The sequence below is a fragment of the Billgrantia kenyensis genome (assembly GCF_013697085.1).
GTDB classification, from domain to species: domain Bacteria; phylum Pseudomonadota; class Gammaproteobacteria; order Pseudomonadales; family Halomonadaceae; genus Halomonas; species Halomonas kenyensis.
On the sequence record NZ_JACEFT010000002.1, the window covers coordinates 52,624 to 73,550 of the forward strand.

General features: G+C 63.4%; 18 protein-coding genes. 5 read left to right on the plus strand and 13 right to left on the minus strand.

The window, feature by feature from the left end; genetic code table 11:
* Positions 1 to 92: 92 nt before the first annotated feature.
* A complete protein-coding gene (gene hexR / locus H1D44_RS02800) occupies positions 93 to 956 on the minus strand; it encodes a transcriptional regulator HexR (RefSeq protein WP_181513330.1) in 864 nt (287 codons plus the stop codon).
* Positions 957 to 1,186: 230 nt separating this feature from the next.
* On the opposite strand from hexR, the gene H1D44_RS02805 reads away from it, so the two are divergent.
* Positions 1,187 to 1,387 (plus strand): PA3496 family putative envelope integrity protein, encoded by a 201-nt coding sequence (locus H1D44_RS02805; RefSeq protein WP_181513331.1) that lies wholly within the window; start codon positions 1,187 to 1,189, stop codon positions 1,385 to 1,387.
* Between the two features lie 63 nt (positions 1,388 to 1,450).
* On the opposite strand, the gene H1D44_RS02810 is transcribed toward H1D44_RS02805, so the two are convergent.
* Positions 1,451 to 2,797 carry a sodium-dependent transporter gene (locus H1D44_RS02810; protein WP_181513332.1) on the minus strand — a complete coding sequence of 449 codons (1,347 nt, stop codon included), beginning with the start codon at positions 2,795 to 2,797 and terminating at the stop codon, positions 1,451 to 1,453.
* Between the two features lie 183 nt (positions 2,798 to 2,980).
* Positions 2,981 to 3,847 carry a DUF72 domain-containing protein gene (locus H1D44_RS02815; RefSeq protein WP_181513333.1) on the minus strand — a complete coding sequence of 289 codons (867 nt, stop codon included), beginning with the start codon at positions 3,845 to 3,847 and terminating at the stop codon, positions 2,981 to 2,983.
* A gap of 101 nt (positions 3,848 to 3,948) precedes the next feature.
* On the opposite strand from H1D44_RS02815, the gene H1D44_RS02820 reads away from it, so the two are divergent.
* Positions 3,949 to 4,551: a phosphatase PAP2 family protein gene (locus H1D44_RS02820; protein ID WP_181513334.1), complete on the plus strand. Its 603-nt coding sequence runs from the start codon at positions 3,949 to 3,951 to the stop codon at positions 4,549 to 4,551.
* Between the two features lie 18 nt (positions 4,552 to 4,569).
* Here H1D44_RS02820 and glmS read toward each other — a convergent pair whose 3' ends face one another.
* From glmS to H1D44_RS02840, 4 genes are all read right to left on the minus strand, one after another.
* The gene (gene glmS / locus H1D44_RS02825; RefSeq protein ID WP_181513335.1) at positions 4,570 to 6,405 is read right to left on the minus strand and encodes a glutamine--fructose-6-phosphate transaminase (isomerizing); all 1,836 of its coding nucleotides are present in this window, start codon (positions 6,403 to 6,405) and stop codon (positions 4,570 to 4,572) included.
* Positions 6,406 to 6,425: 20 nt separating this feature from the next.
* Positions 6,426 to 7,793, minus strand: coding sequence for a bifunctional UDP-N-acetylglucosamine diphosphorylase/glucosamine-1-phosphate N-acetyltransferase GlmU (glmU, locus tag H1D44_RS02830; protein ID WP_181513524.1), 1,368 nt, complete (start codon positions 7,791 to 7,793; stop codon positions 6,426 to 6,428).
* A gap of 92 nt (positions 7,794 to 7,885) precedes the next feature.
* Positions 7,886 to 8,956: an FAD:protein FMN transferase gene (locus H1D44_RS02835; protein ID WP_181513336.1), complete on the minus strand. Its 1,071-nt coding sequence runs from the start codon at positions 8,954 to 8,956 to the stop codon at positions 7,886 to 7,888.
* 41 nt (positions 8,957 to 8,997) lie between these two features.
* The gene (locus H1D44_RS02840; protein ID WP_181513337.1) at positions 8,998 to 9,810 is read right to left on the minus strand and encodes an undecaprenyl-diphosphate phosphatase; all 813 of its coding nucleotides are present in this window, start codon (positions 9,808 to 9,810) and stop codon (positions 8,998 to 9,000) included.
* A 351-nt stretch (positions 9,811 to 10,161) separates the two neighbouring features.
* Between H1D44_RS02840 and mgtE (H1D44_RS02845) the strand changes: the two genes are divergently transcribed.
* From mgtE (H1D44_RS02845) to H1D44_RS02855, 3 genes are all read left to right on the plus strand, one after another.
* A complete protein-coding gene (mgtE, locus tag H1D44_RS02845) occupies positions 10,162 to 11,514 on the plus strand; it encodes a magnesium transporter (RefSeq protein WP_181513338.1) in 1,353 nt (450 codons plus the stop codon).
* 98 nt (positions 11,515 to 11,612) lie between these two features.
* Complete coding sequence (gene mgtE / locus H1D44_RS02850) at positions 11,613 to 12,959, plus strand: magnesium transporter (protein WP_181513339.1); 1,347 nt, start codon at positions 11,613 to 11,615, stop codon at positions 12,957 to 12,959.
* Between the two features lie 65 nt (positions 12,960 to 13,024).
* On the plus strand, positions 13,025 to 14,182 hold the full coding sequence (locus tag H1D44_RS02855; RefSeq protein WP_181513340.1) for a cation diffusion facilitator family transporter: 1,158 nt from the start codon (positions 13,025 to 13,027) through the stop codon (positions 14,180 to 14,182).
* Between the two features lie 303 nt (positions 14,183 to 14,485).
* Here the strand turns inward: H1D44_RS02855 and H1D44_RS02860 are convergent, their stop codons facing one another.
* The 6 genes from H1D44_RS02860 to atpD all read right to left on the minus strand — a co-directional run bounded on the left by H1D44_RS02860 (position 14,486) and on the right by atpD (position 20,905).
* Positions 14,486 to 14,830, minus strand: coding sequence for a hypothetical protein (locus H1D44_RS02860; protein WP_181513341.1), 345 nt, complete (start codon positions 14,828 to 14,830; stop codon positions 14,486 to 14,488).
* Between the two features lie 78 nt (positions 14,831 to 14,908).
* The gene (locus tag H1D44_RS02865; RefSeq protein WP_181513342.1) at positions 14,909 to 15,967 is read right to left on the minus strand and encodes a magnesium transporter; all 1,059 of its coding nucleotides are present in this window, start codon (positions 15,965 to 15,967) and stop codon (positions 14,909 to 14,911) included.
* 442 nt (positions 15,968 to 16,409) lie between these two features.
* The gene (locus H1D44_RS02870) at positions 16,410 to 17,513 is read right to left on the minus strand and encodes an SLC13 family permease (RefSeq protein ID WP_238984401.1); all 1,104 of its coding nucleotides are present in this window, start codon (positions 17,511 to 17,513) and stop codon (positions 16,410 to 16,412) included.
* Between the two features lie 28 nt (positions 17,514 to 17,541).
* The gene (gene mgtE / locus H1D44_RS02875) at positions 17,542 to 18,918 is read right to left on the minus strand and encodes a magnesium transporter (RefSeq protein ID WP_181513343.1); all 1,377 of its coding nucleotides are present in this window, start codon (positions 18,916 to 18,918) and stop codon (positions 17,542 to 17,544) included.
* A 156-nt stretch (positions 18,919 to 19,074) separates the two neighbouring features.
* Positions 19,075 to 19,503, minus strand: a complete 429-nt coding sequence (locus H1D44_RS02880) for a F0F1 ATP synthase subunit epsilon (protein WP_181513344.1) — start codon at positions 19,501 to 19,503, stop codon at positions 19,075 to 19,077.
* A 25-nt stretch (positions 19,504 to 19,528) separates the two neighbouring features.
* Positions 19,529 to 20,905, minus strand: a complete 1,377-nt coding sequence (gene atpD / locus H1D44_RS02885; protein ID WP_181513345.1) for a F0F1 ATP synthase subunit beta — start codon at positions 20,903 to 20,905, stop codon at positions 19,529 to 19,531.
* Positions 20,906 to 20,927 lie beyond the last annotated feature (22 nt).

Genomic DNA, 20,927 nt, shown 5'->3' on the forward strand with positions numbered 1-20,927 from the left:
AGCGCCTAGCTTAGCATATCCGCCCGCCTCGACATGAGCGGCGGCCAGCTGTCTTCACAAGGGCCCGAGCGCAGCAATAAATCAGCCTTTCCTCAGGGTTTGCCTTCCTGTTCGGGAAACCTCAATGGCGTCAGGCTCTTCTTGACCGCCTTGAGCTGTTCGGCGAGCTTCGGTCCGCGGGTCTTGGCCACACCCACGGCGAGTACGTCGATCAGCACCAGATGGGCGATGCGCGAGCTCATCGGCGTATAGATCTCGGTGTCCTCATGCACGTCGATGTAGAGCGGCAGGGACACCTCCTCGGCGAGCGGCGAACCGCTGGGGCACAGGCCGATCACCGTGGCGCCGGCTTCGCGGGCCAGGCGCACGCTGGCCACCAGGGCGCGGGTGCGGCCGGTCTGGGAGATCGCCACCACCACGTCGCCCTCCTTGAGGGTCACCGCCGACATGTTCTGCATGTGAGGGTCGGCGTAGGCCGCGGTAGAGATCTGCAGGCGGAAGAACTTGTGCTGGGCGTCGAAGGCCACCGCACCGGAGGCGCCGAAGCCGTAGAACTCGACCCGATTGGCCATGGCCAGGGCCTGGATCGCCCGGCTCAAGGCGTCATTGTCGAGGCGGTCGCGCACCGAGAGCAGGGTCCCCACGGTGGAGTCGAAGATACTCTGGGAAAACTCGGCGACGGAGTCGTCGTCGTTCATCGAGAACTGAGCGAACTGGCTGCCCGAGGCCAGCATCTGAGCCAGCTTGAGCTTGAAGTCCTGGAAGCCGTTGCAACCCAGGGCACGACAGAACCGCACTACGGTCGGTTCGCTGACCTTGGCCTCGGTAGCCAGGTCAACGATACGCATGTGGATGACTTCCTCGGGATTACGCAGCACGAAGCGCGCCACTTTCTGCTCGGAGCGGCGGAAATGCTCCATGCGGCGTCTCATTTCATCGAACAGGGCGCGGCTCACGCTGGACTCCTTGGTTGAGGAACGCTGGTACTCAGTATGCCTGATCCCGTTCGGTTTGGGGGAGTTTCCCCGTCACCGTGGAATAGCCCACATCGTCATATTTCTGTCAAGTAGGGTATAGTAAAAATTCAGCGTCGCCATGCGGCCTGAACAACGACACATTGAAACCGGATGTGATTTGCCGGGCGAGGGCCCGGTAACGAAACGAAGAGAAGAAGGGAGAGTCGATCATGAGCAAGGTCGAACGCGTCACTTCGGTCAAGAACGAACTTCTCGACATCTTCATGGGCATTAACGTCGCCGAGCACGAGAAGCGCTCGCGAAGTGCTGCCCAGCGTAACCTGCGCGCACGTCGCGGCATCGAGCTACACCAGGAGTTCAAGGAGCTGGAACGCAACATCGCCGACCTGCTCGACGACGAAAAACACTGAGCCGGCCGCGACGCGGCCGGCTCAGAAGAACACAAGCCCCGCAGGGCGAGGCTTGTCGGGACCTCAACCCAGCAGCGTGTTGAGGAAGACCAATATCACGCCCAGCGGGGCCACGTAGCGAGCCACCGCGAGCCAGAGCTGCTCGCTGGTACCCGAGACATTCAGCTCGGCAGCCACGCTCTGTCGATCCAGGCACCAGGCCACGAAAACGATGGCCCCCAGGCCGGTCAGTGGCAGCAATATCTTGCTGGTGAAGGTATCCAGCAGGTCGAACACGTTGAGGCCCAGCATCACGGGTTGGGGCCAGACGTTGAACGACATCAGCGCCGCAATACCCAGCAGCCACACCGCCGCCGCACTCGCCAGGGTGGCCATGCCCCGCGTCAGCGGAGTGCGCTCCTCGACGAACTCCACCACCGGCTCGAGCAGCGAGATGGCCGAGGTCAGGGCGGCGAAGGTCAATAGCAGGAAGAACATCAGCCCCAGCAGCATGCCACCGGTAATGTTGCCGAAAGCCAGCGGCAGGGTAACGAAGATCAACCCCGGGCCCTCACCGGCGCTCAGCCCGTTGGCGAAGACGATGGGGAAGATCGCCAGACCGGCCAGCAGTGCAATGCCGGTATCCAGGATGATCACCGTCCGCGCGGTGCCGAGCAGATTGACGTCTTCGCCCAGATAGGAGCCGTAGGCCATCATGATGCCCATGCCCAGCGACAGGGTGAAGAAGGCCTGCCCCATGGCGGCCAGCACCACATCGCCGGAGAGCGCACCCCAGTCGGGACGGAACATGAAGGCCAGCGCCTCGCCGAAGTGACCGGTGGTCATGCCGTAGCCCACCAGCACCACCATCAGCACCACCAGCGCCGGCATCAAGGTGCGTACCGCACCCTCCAACCCCTTGGTCACGCCACGGGCCACGATCCACACCACCAGTGCCATGAAAGCCGTATGCCACAGCAGCAGCAGGCCAGGGCTGCCCAGCAGACCCTCGAAGATGGCGCCCACGCCATCGGCATCTTGCCCGGTGAAGGTGCCGGTGACGGAGTTCAGGGTGTAGGAGAGCGACCAGCCACCAATCACGCTATAGAAGGAAAGGATCAGAAACGCAGCCAGCACCCCGCTAGCGCCTACCAGGGCCCAGGCTTTTGGCTGGGAATTATTGGCGGCAAGTTCCGCCATGGCATTGATGGGGTTTTTCTGTCCGCGACGACCGATTAACCACTCGGCGACCAGCACGGGAAGGCCTACCAGCGCCACGCAGGCGAGGTAGACAAGTACGAAGGCGGCACCACCGTTGTCTCCCACCATATAGGAGAAACGCCAGATGTTGCCTAGCCCCACGGCCGAACCGGCGGCCGCAAGCACGAAGGTCATCTTCGATGACCACTGCGCGTGGACGAGTTTAGACATGCATCACCTGTTGTTGTGTATCCGATTGTTGAGCTGGCTCAAGTCAAAAATGCAGCAGTTTGCATGGATCTTGACCTGAATGCCGGGAAATCTATCCGATCATAGGCTCGATGGCCAGCAACAACACCAAGCTGAAACATATCTCCTACGAACTGGGAGGCCACAGCGTAAAGATGCCCGACCTTAGAAAAGCGATACTTGGCACTCGCCCGGGAACGCTGCAAGAGCCGGCAGGTCGCTGTCGTCGGCAAGCGCCTGGTAGAGCTTCCGGGCAAGCTGAGGGGCTTGTCGGTTGTCCGCGGTATGCACAAACAAAAAAGGGGTTTTCCCCTGTTTTATCCACAGTCTGAGCTGAGGGATCCAGGGCTGGAAGTAATGACGATTGATCACTTCATCAAGATGGCCAATGAAGCGAACCAGCGGCTGGTCGCCCGTGGAAAGCACGTGTAACGGACATTTCGGCTTTTCACGCTGGGCATGTGCCAGGGCCGGGCTGCCTACCGAAGAGGTCGAGAACAGCGGGCGTACATCGAGGAGGATGCGGTTGGCGCCGTGAGTTATCAACAGGCGGTTCAAGGCAACTTCGGCCATCCCCTTGTGGAAAAACTCGGGATGGCGCACCTCCACGCCACATGGCAATCCGACAGGCCAGCGCGCCAGCAGCGCCTCGAGGCGGGGCAGTTCGGCATAGCCGAAATCCCGTGGCAGCTGAACCATGAGAGGGCCCAGTCGATCATGCAGCGGCGCGAGCGATTCGACGAAGGCATCGAAGGCCGCTTCGATTCCCTCAAGCCGTAACTCATGGGTCAAGCTGGCCGGAAGCTTGAAACAGAACCGGAAATCAGGCGGCGCAAGGCGCGCCCAGCCGGCCACCGTCTCGGGCTTGGGCGCACCGCTATAGAAGGTCGTGTTTCCCTCCACCGCGGAAAAGACCCGGGCATAGTCGGCCAACAAGCCCTGCTGACTACCGTACGGGGGGTAAAGTGAGCCACACCACTCGGGATTGGCCCACATGGGCAAACCCAGATACACTCCAGACAAGCCTGTCATCTTAATGTAACAAAATTCATCGGAAACCCTGCCTGGTCAATGGCAGCATTGCGTTCTCCCCAACGAAACAAGGAAGACGCGCCACAGGGCGTGCTGCACCCATGGAAACGAGCCTCAATCTTGCCCTTTTCGCCCAGCTCAATGCAGCACCTGACAGCGACCCTCGAATGCTGTTGATGGCGGAAATCCTTGCCGTCTACCTGATCTGGCTGGTGCCGGCTCTACTGGTGATTGGCTGGCTGCGCGGAAGCGAGCGCCTGAAGCGCCCGCTGCTTGAAGCATTCATCGCCACCATGTTGGCCCTGGCGGCAAGCTGGATGATGGGATGGCTATGGCCAACGCCGCGCCCTTTCATGATACCGGTCGGCCAGACCTTTCTGGAGCATGCCCCCACCCCGGCGTTTCCCAGCAATCATGCCACGATCATGCTGACCATGGCCTTTAGCCTGCTGCTGCATGCCGGAACCCGTCGCATCGGACGCTACTTGCTGCTGCTCGCGCTGCCTGTGGCCTGGGCCAGAGTCTTTCTCGGCGTGCATTTCCCCCAGGACATGCTTGGCGCCCTGCTGCTGGCCGCGGCCATGGCCACGCTGGTCGGCGCCAGCCGTAGCTGGTTGATCCTGCCCTTCTACCACCACGTGGCCATGCGGCTCTACCGCCTGCTGTTCGCCCCGCTGATCCGCCGCGGCTGGGTGGAGCGCTGAGCGCTCCACCGGCTGTCGCTACTCCACCGTTACCGACTTGGCCAGATTACGCGGCTGATCGACGTCAGTGCCCTTGAGTACCGCCACGTGATAACTCAACAGCTGCAGCGGTACGGTATAAAGGATCGGCGCCAGAGCGTCGTGCACGTGGGGTAACAGCAACACCCTGACGCCGTCTTCCTCCTCGATACCGACCTGCTCATCGGCGAAGACGAAGAGCTCGCCGCCACGAGCACGCACCTCCTGCAGGTTGGACTTGAGCTTATCGAGCAGTTCATCGTTGGGAGCGACGGAAATGACCGGCATCTCGCTGTCGACCAGCGCCAATGGTCCATGCTTGAGTTCGCCGGCGGGATAGGCCTCGGCGTGGATATAGGAGATCTCCTTGAGCTTCAAGGCACCCTCCAGCGCGATGGGGAAGTGCGCCCCACGGCCGAGGAAAAGGGCATGATGCTTCTCGGCAAAAGCGGTCGATAGCCACTCGATGGCGTCATCCAGTTTCAGCACCTGGTCCACCAGCTGCGGCAACGAACGCAGCCCGGCCACCAGCTCTGCCTGGGTCTCGGCCGCCAGCCCCTTGACCCGCCCAAGCGCCAGCGTGAGCAGCATCAGGGCGGTGAGCTGGGTAGTGAAGGCCTTGGTCGAGGCCACGCCGATCTCGGGGCCGGCTTGGGTCATCAGGGAGAGGTCGGACTCCCGTACCAGGGAGCTTCCCGGCACATTGCAGATGGCCAAGCTGCCGAGATAGCCCCGTTCGCGGGCGAAACGCAGCGCCGCCAGGGTGTCGGCCGTCTCGCCGGACTGCGACAACGTGACGAACAGGGTGTCGTCCGGCACCACCACCGTACGGTAGCGGTACTCCGAGGCGACTTCCACCTGTACGGGGATGCCGGCATAGCGCTCCAGCCAGTAGCGCGCCACCAGACCGGCATGATAGCTGGTGCCGCAGGCGACGATATGCACCTGCTTGACCCGCTCGAACAGCACCTCGGCATCGGGACCGAAGCACTCGACCGGTACCGCGCGCTCGCCCAGGCGCCCTTCCAGCGCAGCCGCAATCACCGCAGGCTGCTCGAAAATCTCCTTCAACATGTAGTGACGGTATTCGCCCTTGCTGGCGGCGCCGTCGCCATGTTCGAAGGTATGCGTCTCACGCTGCGCGGCTTGCCCCTGAGCATCGTGGATCTCGATCCGGCCACCATCGGAGAGCCGGACCACGTCACCCTCCTGCAGATAGATGAAACGGTCGGTGACCTGCAGCAGCGCCAGCGGGTCGGAGCCGAGGAAGGCTTCATCGATTCCCACCCCCACCACCAGCGGGCTGCCCTTGCGCGCACCCACCACGACATCGGGCTCGTCAGCATGTACCACGGCCAGGGCATAGGCACCTTCCAGGCGAGCGAGCACTCGCTGTACGGCGGCCAGCAGGCCGCCGCCCTGGCGGTACTCGCTTTCCAGCAGGTGTGCCACCACTTCGGTATCGGTCTGTGATGAAAAGACATAGCCGTCGGCTTCCAGCTCGCGGCGCAGCGGCTCATGATTCTCGATGATGCCGTTGTGTACCAGCGCCAGCCGGCTTCCCGACTGATGGGGGTGGGCATTATCTTCACTCGGTTTACCATGAGTGGCCCAGCGCGTATGGGCAATCCCGCAGCGCCCGGGCAGGGCAGACTCATCGAGCATGGCCTCGAGCGCAGCCACCTTGCCCAGCGCCCGGCGACGCTGCAGTTCGCCGGAAGGCGATATGACGGCCATGCCGGCCGAATCGTAGCCGCGATACTCCAGCCGCCTGAGGCCCTCGAGCAGGATACCTTCCACATTGCGCTGGGCAACGGCGCCCACGATTCCACACATGACGATTCCTCGCGCGATTATCAGTCTCGGGTCTTCTTGGTCGGGCGCACCCAATCGGCCTTGCCGATCTGGCGCCCACGGGAAACGGCCAGGGCATTGTCGGGCACGTCCTTGCTGATGGTCGAACCGGCCCCCACCGTAGCGCTACGCCCCACGCTGACCGGCGCCACCAGGGCCGTATTGGAGCCGATGAAGGCGTCGTCACCGATCTCGGTACGGTGCTTGTTGGCGCCATCGTAATTGCAGGTGATGGTGCCGGCGCCGACGTTGACGCCACGACCCAGTCGCGCATCGCCCACATAGCTCAGATGGTTGATCTTGCTGCCCTCGCCCACCTCGGCATTCTTGGTCTCGACGAAGTTGCCCACCTTGGCGCCAACTGCCAGGCGTGTTCCGGGGCGCAGCCGGGCAAAGGGCCCGATGCGGTTGTGACCGGCCGCTACGGCGCCCTCAATCACGCTGTGGGGCTCGATGACGGTCTCGGCACCGATATGGCTATCGCGTATCACGCAGTGGGGTCCGATGCGCACCCCTTCACCCAGCTCCACCTCGCCTTCGAACACGCAGCCGACATCGATCTCCACGTCGTGCCCACAGGTGAGGCTGCCGCGCACGTCGATGCGTGCCGGGTCGATCAGCGCCACCCCCTGAAGCATGAGCTCTTCGGCGATTCGCGACTGATACGCACGCTCCAGGCGGGCCATCTGCAGCCGGTTGTTGACCCCTTCCACCTCCATCGCGTCGCCGGGCTGGGCGGTGGCAATGGTGATCCCTTCGGCAGCCGCCATGGCGATGACGTCAGTCAGGTAATACTCGCCCTGGGCATTGTCGGCAGAGAGCCGCGGCAGCCAGCGCTTAAGCTGGGCTGCGGTCATGGCCATGATGCCGGTATTGCACTCGCGGATTTCCAACTCCCGCTCACTGGCATCCTTCTGCTCGACGATGGCAACAGCCTGGCCCTCGGCGTTGCGCAGGATGCGTCCATAGCCGGTCGGATCGTCCAAGACCACGGTGAGCAGGCCCATGCGTGACTCACTGACTTGGTCCAGCAGCTTGGCGAGTGTCTCGCGTCGTATCAGCGGCACGTCGCCATACAGCACCAGCACCTTGCCGTTTCCCAGACCCTCCAGCGCCTGGGCCACGGCATGCCCGGTGCCCTTCTGTTCGGCCTGCAGGGCGAAGCGCACGGGAAAGTCGGCCAGCGCCTCACGTACCCGCTCGGCGCCGTGCCCGACCACCACGTGCAGTCGCTCCGCCTCGAGCTTGCGGGCGGTATCTAGCACATGGCCCACCATCGGCTTGCCGGCCAGGCGATGCAGCACCTTGGGCAGGGTCGAGCGCATCCGCGTCCCCTGCCCGGCAGCAAGGATCACCACATCCAGGGTCATCGAAGACTCCTTGTCCATTCGATTGGCTCCAGTTCATTCGGGGGCCGTGCGGCACGCCCGCTAACTTTACATGGGCCATGCACTGGCGAGGCTCAACGCACCTCCAGGCCCATCTCTTCTATCAGTTCCCCACCGAAGTGATCCGCGAAGGCCGGGCTCGCCAGGCTACTCCAGCCTTCATCCTCACGTACCAGCAGCAGGACCTTGAGGCCCTGCTCACGGGCCAGTGCCAGGCTCTCCTCCTCTCCCATCACCAGCATTGCCGTGGCCCAGGCATCGGCCCAGGCATTGGAGGGATGTGCCACCGTCACCGAAGCGACACGATGCTCGATGGGACGGCCGGTGCGCGGGTCGATGGTATGCGAATAACGCTGCCCCTCGGCTTCGAAATAGTTGCGGTAATCGCCGGAAGTCGCCACCGAGACGTCATGCACGGGGATGACCTGCGTGGCTTCCTGCCGATCGTCGAGCGGTGCCTCGATGCCGATGCGCCAGGGCTCGCTTTCGGTATCACGGTAACCGCGTGCGATAAGGTCGCCGCCCAGGTTGACCAGATGATGCTCGATGCCCTGGCCATCCAGGAAGGCGGCGACACGGTCGGTGGCGTGCCCCTTGGCAACGCCACCAAGATCGACGAACACATCGCGCAGCCGCCGCGCCTGCATGGCATTCTCATCCACTTCGATGCTGTCGGGGCCGACCTCGGCAAGCCGCGTCTGCAAGGTCTCCTCGTCGGGCACTTCCCTTGGCCGAGCCTCCGAGCCGAAGCTCCACAGGTTCACCAGCCCACCAATGGTCACGTCGAAGGCCCCGTTACTGGCCTCGGCAACCGACCGGCTTATCGCCAGCACCTCGATCAGCTCATTGGAGAGCGGCTGCCATTCTCCCACCGGCGACTGGTTGAAGGCCATCAGCTCAGAGTCCTCACGGTAGATCGACATCGCCGCATCCACCGACTCGAGTGCATCGAGCACACCTTCCTCGAGTTCTTGTGCCTGGCCCTGGGTCAGGCTGTCGGCAATGGTGACCTGATAGTAGGAGCCGAAGATGGCACCTTCGAAGCGCACCGGTGAATCCAGCGGGCGGTCGCTCTCTGAGCAGCCGGCCAGCAGAATTCCCAGGCTCAGTACGACAGCCACTACCGGGCGTGGGACAGCGATCATGATATCAGGACTCCTTGAACGAATATTGCATGCCAGCGTGATCACCAGAAGATCCAAAGCAGCCATAACCCAAGAACGATACGATAGACAACGAAGGGCTGCATGCCGATCCGCTTGATGAAAGCGATGAAGTAGTGGATGCAGAGGTAGGCACTCACCCCCGATAGCACCACGCCAACGGCCATCGCCTGCCAGTCGATCTCCTGAGGCGCTTGCAGCACACCATGAATTTCCAGGCCCGAAGCCAGGGCAGTGACCGGGATCGACAGCAGGAAGGAGAAGCGCGCTGCGCCTTCACGGCTCATTCCCAGCAGCAGTGCTGCGGTAATGGTGATACCGGAGCGCGAAGTCCCCGGAATCAGCGCCAGTGCCTGGGCCAGGCCAATGAATAGTGCATCACGCAGGGTAAGTTGGTACTCGCTTCGCCCCTCGCGCTTGTGCCAGTCAGCATACCCAAGCACCAGGCCAAAGCCGATCAGGGAAAAGCCGATCAGGACCGGCGAACGCAGGCTCACGCTAATGGTTTCATGCAAGGCGAAGCCGATGACGCACACCGGAATCGTGGCCAGCAGTACCCACCAGGCCAGGCGGGCATCGGGATCATCGCCCCCCTGATGCAGCGAACGATTGCGCAGCGACAGGGTCCAGCTGGCCGCCATGCGCCGCAGGTCGTGCCGAAAATAGAGGATCACGGCAATCAGGCTGCCAAGATGAACCGCCACGTCGAAGGTCAGCCCCTGATCTTCCCACTCGGTGAGCACCGGCACCAGGATCAAGTGGGCGGAACTCGAAATGGGCAGGAATTCGGTCAGGCCCTGGACCACCGACAGCACGACGACCTGCAGCCAATCCATGTATGGCGCTCTCCAACAAAAACACGGGGCGTGCGCGGGGCACGACAGGACGCAAATGAGGATACACGGCCCCTTTCCCGTTGTCCGCCGCGTCAGGTGACAATTGGGTGTCAGTCGCATCCGGTTGTTGCATGGCAGCGACGTCAAGCCTAGAATGCGCCCGCTGCCGAATGGTGGCGCTACCCATGACCCGAGGACGATATGGAACCTCCAAGTCGACCTAGCACGACTCACTTTTTCACCGTCGGCGCAGCCTTCACCTGCGCGCAACGACCCGTGCCCTACCTGACACCTCAGGTCTAGGTCCCGGCTCCTGCGCGCCGTGCCCGAAGCGCGCCCAGGAGACCGACCATGAGCTATGCCATCCTTGCTGCCTCCCTGCGCAGCGCCATGCAGCGCAACGACCAGGAAGCCATCGAGCGCCTGATCGCCGAAATGCAGCCGGCCGACCTGGCCGAATTCGTCCAGCACGAGCACACCGACACCGTGCTCTCCCTCCTACAGCACCTGCCGCTCGATCAGCGTGCGGTGGCGTTCGGCTACCTCAGCGTGGCGCTGCAGGAAGAGATTGCCGCCACGCTGACCGACAGCAAGCTCGCCGAGCTGCTGCAGCACATGAACGCCGACGAGCGGGCGGATCTGTTCAAGCTGCTCGATGACGACCGTCAGCAGGCCCTGCTACGTACCTTGGCCAAGGAAGAGCGGGAGGACCTGCGCCGGCTGGCCAGCTATGAAGAGGGAACCGCCGGGGCAGTCATGACCTCGGATTACATGGCCGTGCCGGTCGGCATCCCGGTCGCGGAGGCCTTGAACCAGGTCCGCACCAAGGGGCCCGACGCCGAGACCATCTATCAGATCTACTGCGTCGACGAAGACGAGCGACTGATCGGTACCATCTCCCTGCGCGAGCTGATTCTCGCCGCACCGGACGCCCTGGTACGCGACCTCATCACCGAGGAAATCGTCTGGGCCAATGTCGAGACCCCCCAGGAGGAAGTGGCCAAGCTGATCGCCCGCTACGACCTGCTGGCACTGCCCGTGATCAATGGCGGTGAACGGCTGGTGGGCATCGTCACCTATGACGATGCCATGGACGTGGCCGAGGAGGAGGCCACCGAGGACATGCACAAGGGCATGTCGATCGGCAAACTCGGTGGCAGCCTGCGCACCGCCAGCCTGTTCGAGCTCTACCGCAAGCGTGTGGTATGGCTGGTGCTGCTGGTGTTCGCCAATATCTTCTCCGGCGCCGGCATCGCCTACTTCGAGGAGACCATCGAGGCCTACATCGCACTGGTGTTCTTCCTGCCGCTGCTGGTCGACTCCGGCGGCAACGCCGGCTCCCAGGCCGCCACCCTGATGGTACGCGGCATGGCCACCGGCGACGTGCGCACCCGCGACTGGGCCAAGCTGCTGGGCCGGGAAGTGGCGGTGGCCATCGGCCTGGGCCTGACCATGGCGCTGGCGGTATCGGTGGTAGGGATCTTCCGCGCCGGGACCGAGATCGCCATGGTGGTGGCGATGAGCATGGTGCTGATCGTGATCATGGGCAGCCTGATCGGCATGCTGCTGCCGTTCCTGCTCCAGCGCCTGCGCTTCGACCCAGCCACTGCCTCGGCGCCGCTGGTGACCTCGATCGCCGACGGCGTGGGCGTGCTGATCTACTTCGCCATCGCCACCGCGGTGCTAGGCTTGCCGACGATCTAGCCATGCCCGCTGGCCGTCGCCAGCGGTGCCATCTCCCTTCAATGAACCCGCGGTACCACAGCCAGAGGCTTCGGCCCTGGCTTTTCGGGAGAGCTGCCATGAGCTACAGCATCATCGCCGCCGAACTGCACAAGGCCCTGCTGGACCAGGACACCGACCTGGTCCAGACCCTGGCCAGCGAACTCACTCCGGCCGATATCGCCCTGATCGGCGGGCATGAACCGAATACCAGGCTGGCATCGCTGCTATCATGCCTGCCGCTCGACAAGCGGGCCGCTACGCTGGGTTACCTGGAGCCTCAGGAGCAGTTGGCTGCTACCGCCGACATGCCCGTGGAAGAACTGGCCGAGCTGGTCGCTCACATGAGCGCCGATGAGCGTGTCGACTACTACAAGCGACTCGACAAGGACCGCCAGCAGCCACTGCTCAAGGCGCTGCCGTCGGCAGTGCGCGACGATCTGAAAAAACTGGCACGCCATGCGGAAGGCACAGCGGGGGCCATGATGACCTCATCATTCATGGCCATTCCCGCCTACTACAGTGTGGCGCGAGCCATGCAGACGCTGCGGCTCAAGGGAGCCGACGTCGAAACCATCTATCAGATTTATTGCATCGACACCTCGGGTCTCTTTCTCGGCACCCTGTCGCTGCGCGAACTGATCCTGGCCAGCAGCGACACACAGCTTGCCGAATTGATGACCGAAGAGGTCATCTGGGTCGCCGTCGACACGCCCCAGGAAGAGGTGGCCAGACTGATCGCGCGCTACGATCTACTGGCCCTGCCCGTTCTGGAAGGCGAACGGCTGGTGGGCATCATCACCTACGACGATGCCATGGACGTGGCCGAGGAGGAGGCCACCGAGGACATGCACAAGGGCATGTCGATCGGCAAACTCGGTGGCAGCCTGCGCACCGCCAGCCTGTTCGAGCTCTACCGCAAGCGGGTGGTATGGCTGGTGCTGCTGGTGTTCGCCAATATCTTCTCCGGCGCCGGCATCGCCTACTTCGAGGAGACCATCGAGGCCTACATCGCACTGGTGTTCTTCCTGCCGCTGCTGGTCGACTCCGGCGGCAACGCCGGCTCCCAGGCCGCCACCCTGATGGTACGCGGCATGGCCACCGGCGACGTGCGCACCCGCGACTGGGCCAAGCTGCTGGGCCGGGAAGTGGCGGTGGCCATCGGCCTGGGCCTGACCATGGCACTAGCGGTATCGGTGGTGGGGGTGTTTCGCGCCGGGACCGAGATCGCCATGGTGGTGGCGATGAGCATGGTGCTGATCGTGATCGTCGGCAGCCTGATCGGCATGATTCTGCCGTTCATTCTCAACCGACTGGGCTGGGATCCGGCCACCGCCTCGGCGCCGCTGGTGACCTCGATCGCCGACGCCTCAGGGGTGCTGATCTACTTTGCCATTGCCACCGCCGTGCTGGGCCTGCCGGTCTAGGCGCTTCAACTGGCTCGGTGTAAATGAGAACATATAACAGTTGGATGCTGGGAGCTTGAACGACCATGATCTCGACCGACGATCAGGCAGTACACAGCCGCGATGCAAAGCGCGCCACCTACATCGCCGCCTGGCTCGACGGGGTGCTGGGGCTGGCCAAGGTGGTCGTCGGCACCCTGGTGGGCTCAGCGGCGCTGGTGGCCGACGGCATCCACTCCTTCTCCGATCTGGTCACCGACGGCTTCGTGCTGGCGGCGACCCACTACGGCCGCCAGGGCCCCGATCATGACCACCACTACGGCCACGGTCGCATCGAGACCCTGGCCACCCTGATGCTGGGCAGCGTGCTGATCTTCGTCGCCGGCGCCATCGCCTGGTCGAGCCTGCAGCGGCTGCTCGGCGGTACCGAGATCAGCGCGCCCGGGGTCTGGGCCATGCTGCTGGCACTGGCCGCCCTGCTGGCAAAGGAGTGGCTGTTCCACTACACCATGCGCATTGCCAAACGGGTGAAGTCGAAGCTGCTCGAGGCCAACGCCTGGCACTCGCGCACCGACGTGCTCTCCACCGCCGTGGTCCTGGTGGCACTCCTTGGCGCCCAGTTCGGTGCCGGCTGGCTGGACGCCATCGCCGCGGTGATCGTCGGCCTGCTGGTGGGCAAGGTGGGCTGGGACCTGCTGTGGGATTCGGCCCGGGAGCTGGTCGATACCGCCCTGCCGGCCGACGCCCAGCAGCGCATGCACCAGGTGGCGCTCGAGGTCCCCGGCGTGGAGGGTGTCCACGACCTGCGCACCCGGCAGTCGGCGGGCCATGCCTTCGTTGACCTGCACGTGGTGGTGGGTCCGCGCATCAGCGTCTCCGAGGCCCACGAGATTGGCAACGAAGTGAGCCGCCGGCTACGCCGGGCCTATCCCTCTCTCAGTGACGTGACCTTTCATATCGACCCGGAAGACGATGCCGGTGAAGGCGATCCCAGCCGCTTCCCCGGCCTGCCGCTGCGCCCCGAGGTGGATCGAGTGCTGGCTGAACGCTGGTCCGACCTGCCCGGCTGGGAACACCTCGCAGAGTACCGGCTGCACTACCTCGAGGGCACCATCCTGATCGAGGTGCATGTCGATCACAATATCGATGACACTGCCTTGCGCCGCTTGCCCACCGAGCTCGACGACCGAATTGCCGATATCGACTGGCTGGGTGGCGTGCGGGTAGTGAAGCGCCTACAATAAGAGGCTTAAAAGCCTGTACGACAATACCCCCTGCTCGACGCCCCCGTGCCGGCACTCCCCCTTGCAGATCCATACAGGAGTCAGCCATGGCCGCCGACATGATCGTGCCCGCCGTATCCCTCATTCTCATTCCCTTTTCGCTGCTGCTGACGGTCATCCTGTTCGTCGCCATTCGTTCGTTCTTTCAGCGCAGAAACTGATACCTTCCAAGCCCAAGCGGGAAACTCGCGCAATTTCTGATTCCCAAGAAAAAGGAGACGGCTGACGAAGCCGTCTCCTTTTTACTTCCCTTCTTTTCCAGCTCTAGGATTCTGGGTCGGCCAGGCGCGCTGCCATCAACACGATGGCCTTGCGAGTGGCGGCCCCCAGGGTGGCGTCGTCGTAGTCGACCTCGACGAAACGCGGCTCGAGCAGGGCGGGTTCCTCGACGCGCACTCGCTGGACACGCTTGCAGAGGCTGACCCGCAGGCCCAGGCGGGCCTGGAGCTGGCTGGCGGCACTGCCGTCTTCCAGGGGCTGCCAGCCAGGCGCTTCACCATGCTCGCCATGGCGCACGAGACAGCGACGGCGGGCATCCCAACGGCCCTGGATGTTGGCGGCCTTGGCGGCACGAAGCAGCACTGCGGGGTTGTGGATAGAGTCGTTCATGACGGTCACCTCGTGATCGAAGGGAGGTGGACAGACGCGAGCGGAAAGTGGCGTCCTGCCGGACGCCACGGTAACGCCTCAGCCCGAAATGCCCAGCAGCCAGCCGGCCATCAGGAAGTACACGGCCAGGCCAGTGAAGTCCTTGATGGTGGTGATGAAGGGATCTGCACCCGGCGCATGGTCGACGCCGATCTTCAGCATGATGTAGGGCAGCAGGAAGCCCAGCACGCTGGCAGTGACCACCGAGACGAACAGTGACACACCGACCACGACTCCCAGCATCGGAATGCCGTTGGGCGCCCCCTGCCAGGCCCAGGCGATGATCCCGGCCAGGGTTGCCAACAGCACGCCCATGACCAGGCCGACGCGCAGCTCGCGCAGCAGGTGCTTGCGGAAGAACTGCTTGAGGTCGATATGGCCCAGCGCCAGCCCGCGGGCAAAGATGGTGGTGGACTGAGTGCCGACATTGCCGCCCATGTCCATCACCAGCGGAATGAAGATCGCCAGCGCCACCAGCGACTCCAGCACGCCCTCGAAGTGGTCGATCACCCCACCCACCAGCATGCCGCCGGCCAGGGTTACCATCAGGAACATCAGCCGCACCTTGACCGGATAGCCGATGCCGCCGGAGGTGAGCTTCTCGCTGCGCACGGCGTCCTGGAGATGGGTCACGTCGCCGACCCCCGCCTTCCAGTAGATGTCCTCCGAGGTTTCCTCATCGAGGATATCCATGGCGTCGTCGAAGGTCAGTACGCCGCGCATGGCACCGCTCTCGCCGAGGATCGGCAGCAGGGCGATGTCATGCTTCTGCAGCAGGCGGGCGGCCTCCTCCTGGTCAGTGGTCTCGCTTGCGAACAGGGACTCGCCCTGCAGCAGGTAGTGGACCGGCAGATCGGGCTTGGCGCGCAGCAGCGCCGTCAGCCGCACGAATCCGAGGTGCTTGCCGTCATCGCCATGCACGAAGATGAGGCTCAGCATCTCCTCCGGCAGCTCCGACCACTTGACCATGTCCAGCACGTCGGTTGCCGGCGTAGCGCGATTGACCCGCAGGAAGGTCTGGCGCATGGAGTTGGAAATCGGGTGAACCAACTTTTCACCGCCAGCTGCTTTTTCCAATGTCAGAACTTGAGTCGCCATCGTCTTTTCCTTTTGCTTTATTCAGGCAAAAGAGTGCCATACCCGAAATAAATAAAGATTTATTTCGGCAACAAGAACCCACGAGACTTTAACTATTAAAGTCTCGATGACAGCAGATTGTCAGTGGCGCTCATGCAGGGCGGGTCAGGCCGTATCGCAGACACGACGACGCCTCGCAAGGCCACGAATGGCGCGAGGATAGACGCTTGGAGGGAAGTGCGATGATTCCAGGCTCACTCTGCCTGGAAAGACTGCATCCGAAGAGGCAGGTTTTACAGGCAGGGGGGAAGCTGGGTCATCTCCGCCAGGCGAAAAGTCCCGCGCTTGGATAATCGACTACTGGGATCTTCCATGGCCTTCTTCCTTGCCTGGGTGAATGTTTGACTACGCGGCGAACCTTAAATCAGCCCCTACTCCATGTCAACAAGAACAACGACGATATTTAAATATTTATCAACAAAAGTGCAATCACCCAGCTCACCAGCAGTAGGGGGAGCGACCAGCGGTGGAAATCGCGCCACAGACCAGGCTCCCTTGCCAGGCGCAGGGCAATGATATTGGCCATGGAACCGATGGCAAGACCGAAGCCCCCCACGTTGACGCCCCAGGCCAGGGTGCGCCAATCATCGGTGAAGCCTTCCAGCAGGATGGCCGCCGGCACGTTGGAGATACCCTGAGACAGCAGCGTGCCCGCCGTCAGTATTCCGCCAGGCCAGGTCATCAGGTAGTCGACGAGAGTCACTACGGGATCGAGACTCGCGGCGAGCCCCAATACCATGAACATCAGCACGAAGAGCAGCAGCAGCAGCCAGTCCACGTAGCGCACCACGCGCCGATGCAAGACCAGGTAGAGCCCTACGATCGCCAGGGCCGCGGGCAGCGCCTGACCGGCATCGATCAACAGCAGCAGGGGGAGGTATAACGCCAGCGACAATCCCGCCAATCCCGACTTGAGCGGCGGGGTGGAGCCAGCCGGCACCAGACGGATGGCATGGGCGGGAAAGGCAAGCGGAATGGTAGCAAGCAGCAGGGCCAGCAGGGCGATGGACAAGGGGGCCATGGCGCCCAGAAAGGCCAGGAAGCCAACTTCCGCCTGCTGCCACAAGAATAGATTCTGTGGGTTGCCGATGGGACTTGCCGCCGAGCCGGCGTTCACCGCCAGCGCCTCGAACACGATCAGCCGCCCCACCGGCAAGGTGGCCACCAGGCGCAGGCCCAGCGTCAGCGGCACTACGATGAACAACGCCACGTCGTTGGTCACCACCGCCGATAGGGCGGCCGCCAACAGTACCAGCACTGCCGCCAGGCTGCGCTCGCTGCTGGCAAACGCCACCAGATGGCGGCCGGCTCGGGTCAGGGCGCCGCTATCCTCAAGGCCGCGTGAGAGCACCATGAGCCCGGCAAGCGCGGCAAGCGTCTCCCAGTGCACCATCCGGTGCAGATTGCCGGCCTGCTCGGGCATGACCAGCAGCAGCAGTGGCAGGGCTACCAGCAGCACCTGCAGCAGCCGATCTTCACGTAACCGCTGCCACAGCGGGCTGCTCACGTCGCGGCACCCTGAGCGCTGGTCACGCCTAGCCCCCTGGCAGGCCCAGCACGGCGGTGGCGATGGCGAAGTAGATCAGCACCCCCGAAGCGTCGGCGATCGAGGTCACCAGCGGCGCCGAGGCGGTGGCCGGGTCCCAGCCGATGCGGTTGAGAATGAACGGCAGCAGCATCCCGATCAGGCTGCCGACGATCACGATCAGCACCATGCTCATCGCCACCACCATGGCGATCTCGGTCCCGGCGCGGAAGATCCCCACCACCGATACCGCCAGCGCCATGGTCAGGCCCAGGCCAATGGCCACCGCCACTTCCCGGCCCAGCAGCTTGGCCCAGTCGCGACTGCGCACGTCGCCGGTGGCCATGCCGCGCACCATCAGAGTGGCGGCCTGGGAGCCGGCGTTGCCGCCGGAGTCGACCAGCAGCGGCAGGAAGAACACCAGTGCGATGTAGGCCTCGATGGTCTCCTCGAAGTAGGCGATGCCGGCGCCGGAGAAGATGTTGGCAAACACCAGCAGCACCAGCCACACCACCCGCTTGCGATAGAGGTCGAACAGGCTGGCGCTACGCAGCCCGCCTTCGATCTTGCCGATCGACATGCCCTTGTGCATGTCCTCGGTGGCCTCCTCCTCGGCCACGTCCATGGCGTCATCGTGGGTGATGATGCCGATCAAACGCTCTTCATGATCGGTGACCGGTACGGCGAGCATATCGTAGCGGGCCACCAGGCGGGCGACCTCCTCCTGCTCTTCGTCCACCGGTACGCTGATCACGTCCTTGATCATCAGGTCATCGACCTGGGCGCCGGGACGGGCCACCATCAGCTGACGCAGCGACAGGGTGCCCGCCAGCTTACCCTCGGGGTCGACAACATACAGCTGGTAGACGGTTTCGGCATCCGGCGCGGTCTGACGCACCCGCATCATCGCCTGGGATACCGTCATACCGCTGGGAATGGCAACGTAGTCGGAGGTCATGATCGACCCCGCCGTGCCCTCCTCGTAGCTTGCCAGGCGCTTGAGATCCTCGCGCTCCTGCCGCGCCATGCGCCGCAGCAACCCCTCGCGACGATCCTCGTCGAGCAGGTTGAACAGATCCGCCCTTTCGTCGGCGCTCATCTCTTCGAACACGCTCAGCAGCGACTCGTCGCTCATTTCCCGGGCGAGCTCTTCCTGCAGGTCTTCGGGGAGATAGCCGATGATATGCGCACGTCGGTCCAGCGGTAACCGATCCAGCAGGCCGAATACGGTTTGATGGTCCTGCTCCTCGGCGATCTGCTCGAGGATCTCGGCAATGTCTGCCGCCCTCAGCTCAGGTAAGAGTAACTCGAGCCGTTCGCGATCATCGGCCTGATGAGCCGCCAACAGGGCGTCTTTCTGTTCGATCAGGGTTTCGTTCAAGGACATGGCATCCTCCTGACGCCGCAGAATGGTTGAATGAGGTCGACGATGACGCAGGGTCGACCGAAGTAGACTGGCTATCAGCTTAACAGATACGAAAACGCCCCCCGAACACTGTTCGAGGGGCGTCGCTAGCCTTGCGACCGTAGATCGAGGGCAGGATCAGCCCTTGCCGGCCTTCTTGCGCAGCTGCTGGATGGTACGCAGCTGGGCCACGGCTTCCGCGAGTTCGGCGGCGGCGCGGGTGTAATCCAGCTCCGACGACTTCTCGTTGAACGCCTTCAGCGCATGCTGACGGGCTTCCTCGGCGGCGGCCTCGTCGAGGTCGCCGGCGCGGGAGGCCGCGTCAGCCAGCACGGTCACCACGTCGGGCTGCACTTCGAGGAAGCCGCCGGAGACGTAGAAGTTCTCTTCCGTACCGCCTTCCCGAATGACGCGGACCGGACCTGGCTGAAGCTCGGTCAGCAGCGGGGCGTGCCCGGGCAGAATGCCCAGGTCACCCATGATACCGGAAGCGACGAGCTGCTCGATCTCACCCGAGAAGATCGCCTCTTCGGCGCTGACGATATTGCACTTGAAGCTGTTCGCCATAGCGAAGTCCCCCTGGTGGACGGCCTTACTTCATCTGGTTGGCTTTCTCGACGGCCTCGTCGATGCTGCCCACCATGTAGAAGGCCTGCTCCGGCAGGTTGTCGTATTCGCCTTCGAGGATACCCTGGAAACCACGAATGGTGTCCTTCAGCGAAACGTACTTGCCGGGTGCACCGGTGAATACCTCGGCCACGAAGAACGGCTGCGACAGGAAGCGCTGGATCCTACGCGCGCGGGCCACGGTCTGCTTGTCCTCGTCGGACAGCTCGTCCATGCCCAGGATCGCGATGATGTCCTTGAGCTCCTTGTAGCGCTGCAGCACGTTCTGCACGCCGCGAGCGGTGTTGTAGTGCTCTTCGCCGACGACCAGCGGGTCGAGCTGGCGCGACGTGGAGTCCAGCGGGTCGATGGCCGGGTAGATACCCAGTTCGGCGATCGAACGCGCCAGTACCACGGTGGCGTCCAGGTGGGCGAAGGTAGTGGCCGGCGACGGGTCGGTCAGGTCGTCCGCGGGCACGTAGACGGCCTGTACGGAAGTGATCGAGCCCACCTTGGTGGAGGTGATGCGCTCCTGCAGAACGCCCATCTCCTCGGCCAGGGTCGGCTGGTAGCCTACCGCCGAGGGCATACGGCCCAGCAGTGCGGATACCTCGGTACCGGCCAGGGTGTAGCGGTAGATGTTGTCGACGAACAGCAGTACGTCGCGGCCTTCATCACGGAACTTCTCGGCGATGGTCAGGCCGGTCAGGGCCACGCGCAGACGGTTGCCCGGCGGCTCGTTCATCTGACCGTAAACCAGCGATACCTTGTCGATAACGTTCGACTCGGTCATCTCGTGATAGAAGTCGTTACCTTCACGAGTCCGCTCACCCACGCCGGCGAACACGGAATAACCGCTGTGCTCGATGGCGATGTTGCGGATCAGCTCCATCATGTTGACGGTCTTGCCCACGCCGGCGCCGCCGAACAGGCCGACCTTGCCGCCCTTGGCGAACGGGCAAACCAGGTCGATGACCTTGATGCCGGTCTCGAGCAGCTCGTTGGAAGCCGCCTGCTCGGCATAGGTGGGTGCCGGACGGTGAATGGGCATGCGCTCCTGCTCACCGATATCGCCAGCCTCGTCGATCGGCCGACCCAGCACGTCCATGATGCGACCCAGGGTCTCCTTGCCCACCGGTACGGAGATTGGTGCTCCGGTGTTGGTGGTTTCCAAGCCGCGCTTCAGGCCCTCGGTGGAGCCCATGGCGATGGTACGCACCACGCCGTCGCCCAGCTGCTGCTGGACTTCGAGCACGGTCTCGGAGTTGGCGACGTTGAGCGCGTCGTAGACCTTGGGAACCGAGTCCCGCGGGAACTCGACGTCAATCACCGCGCCGATGATTTGTACGATACGTCCGCTCATCTTGCGATCCTCTCAAAAACCT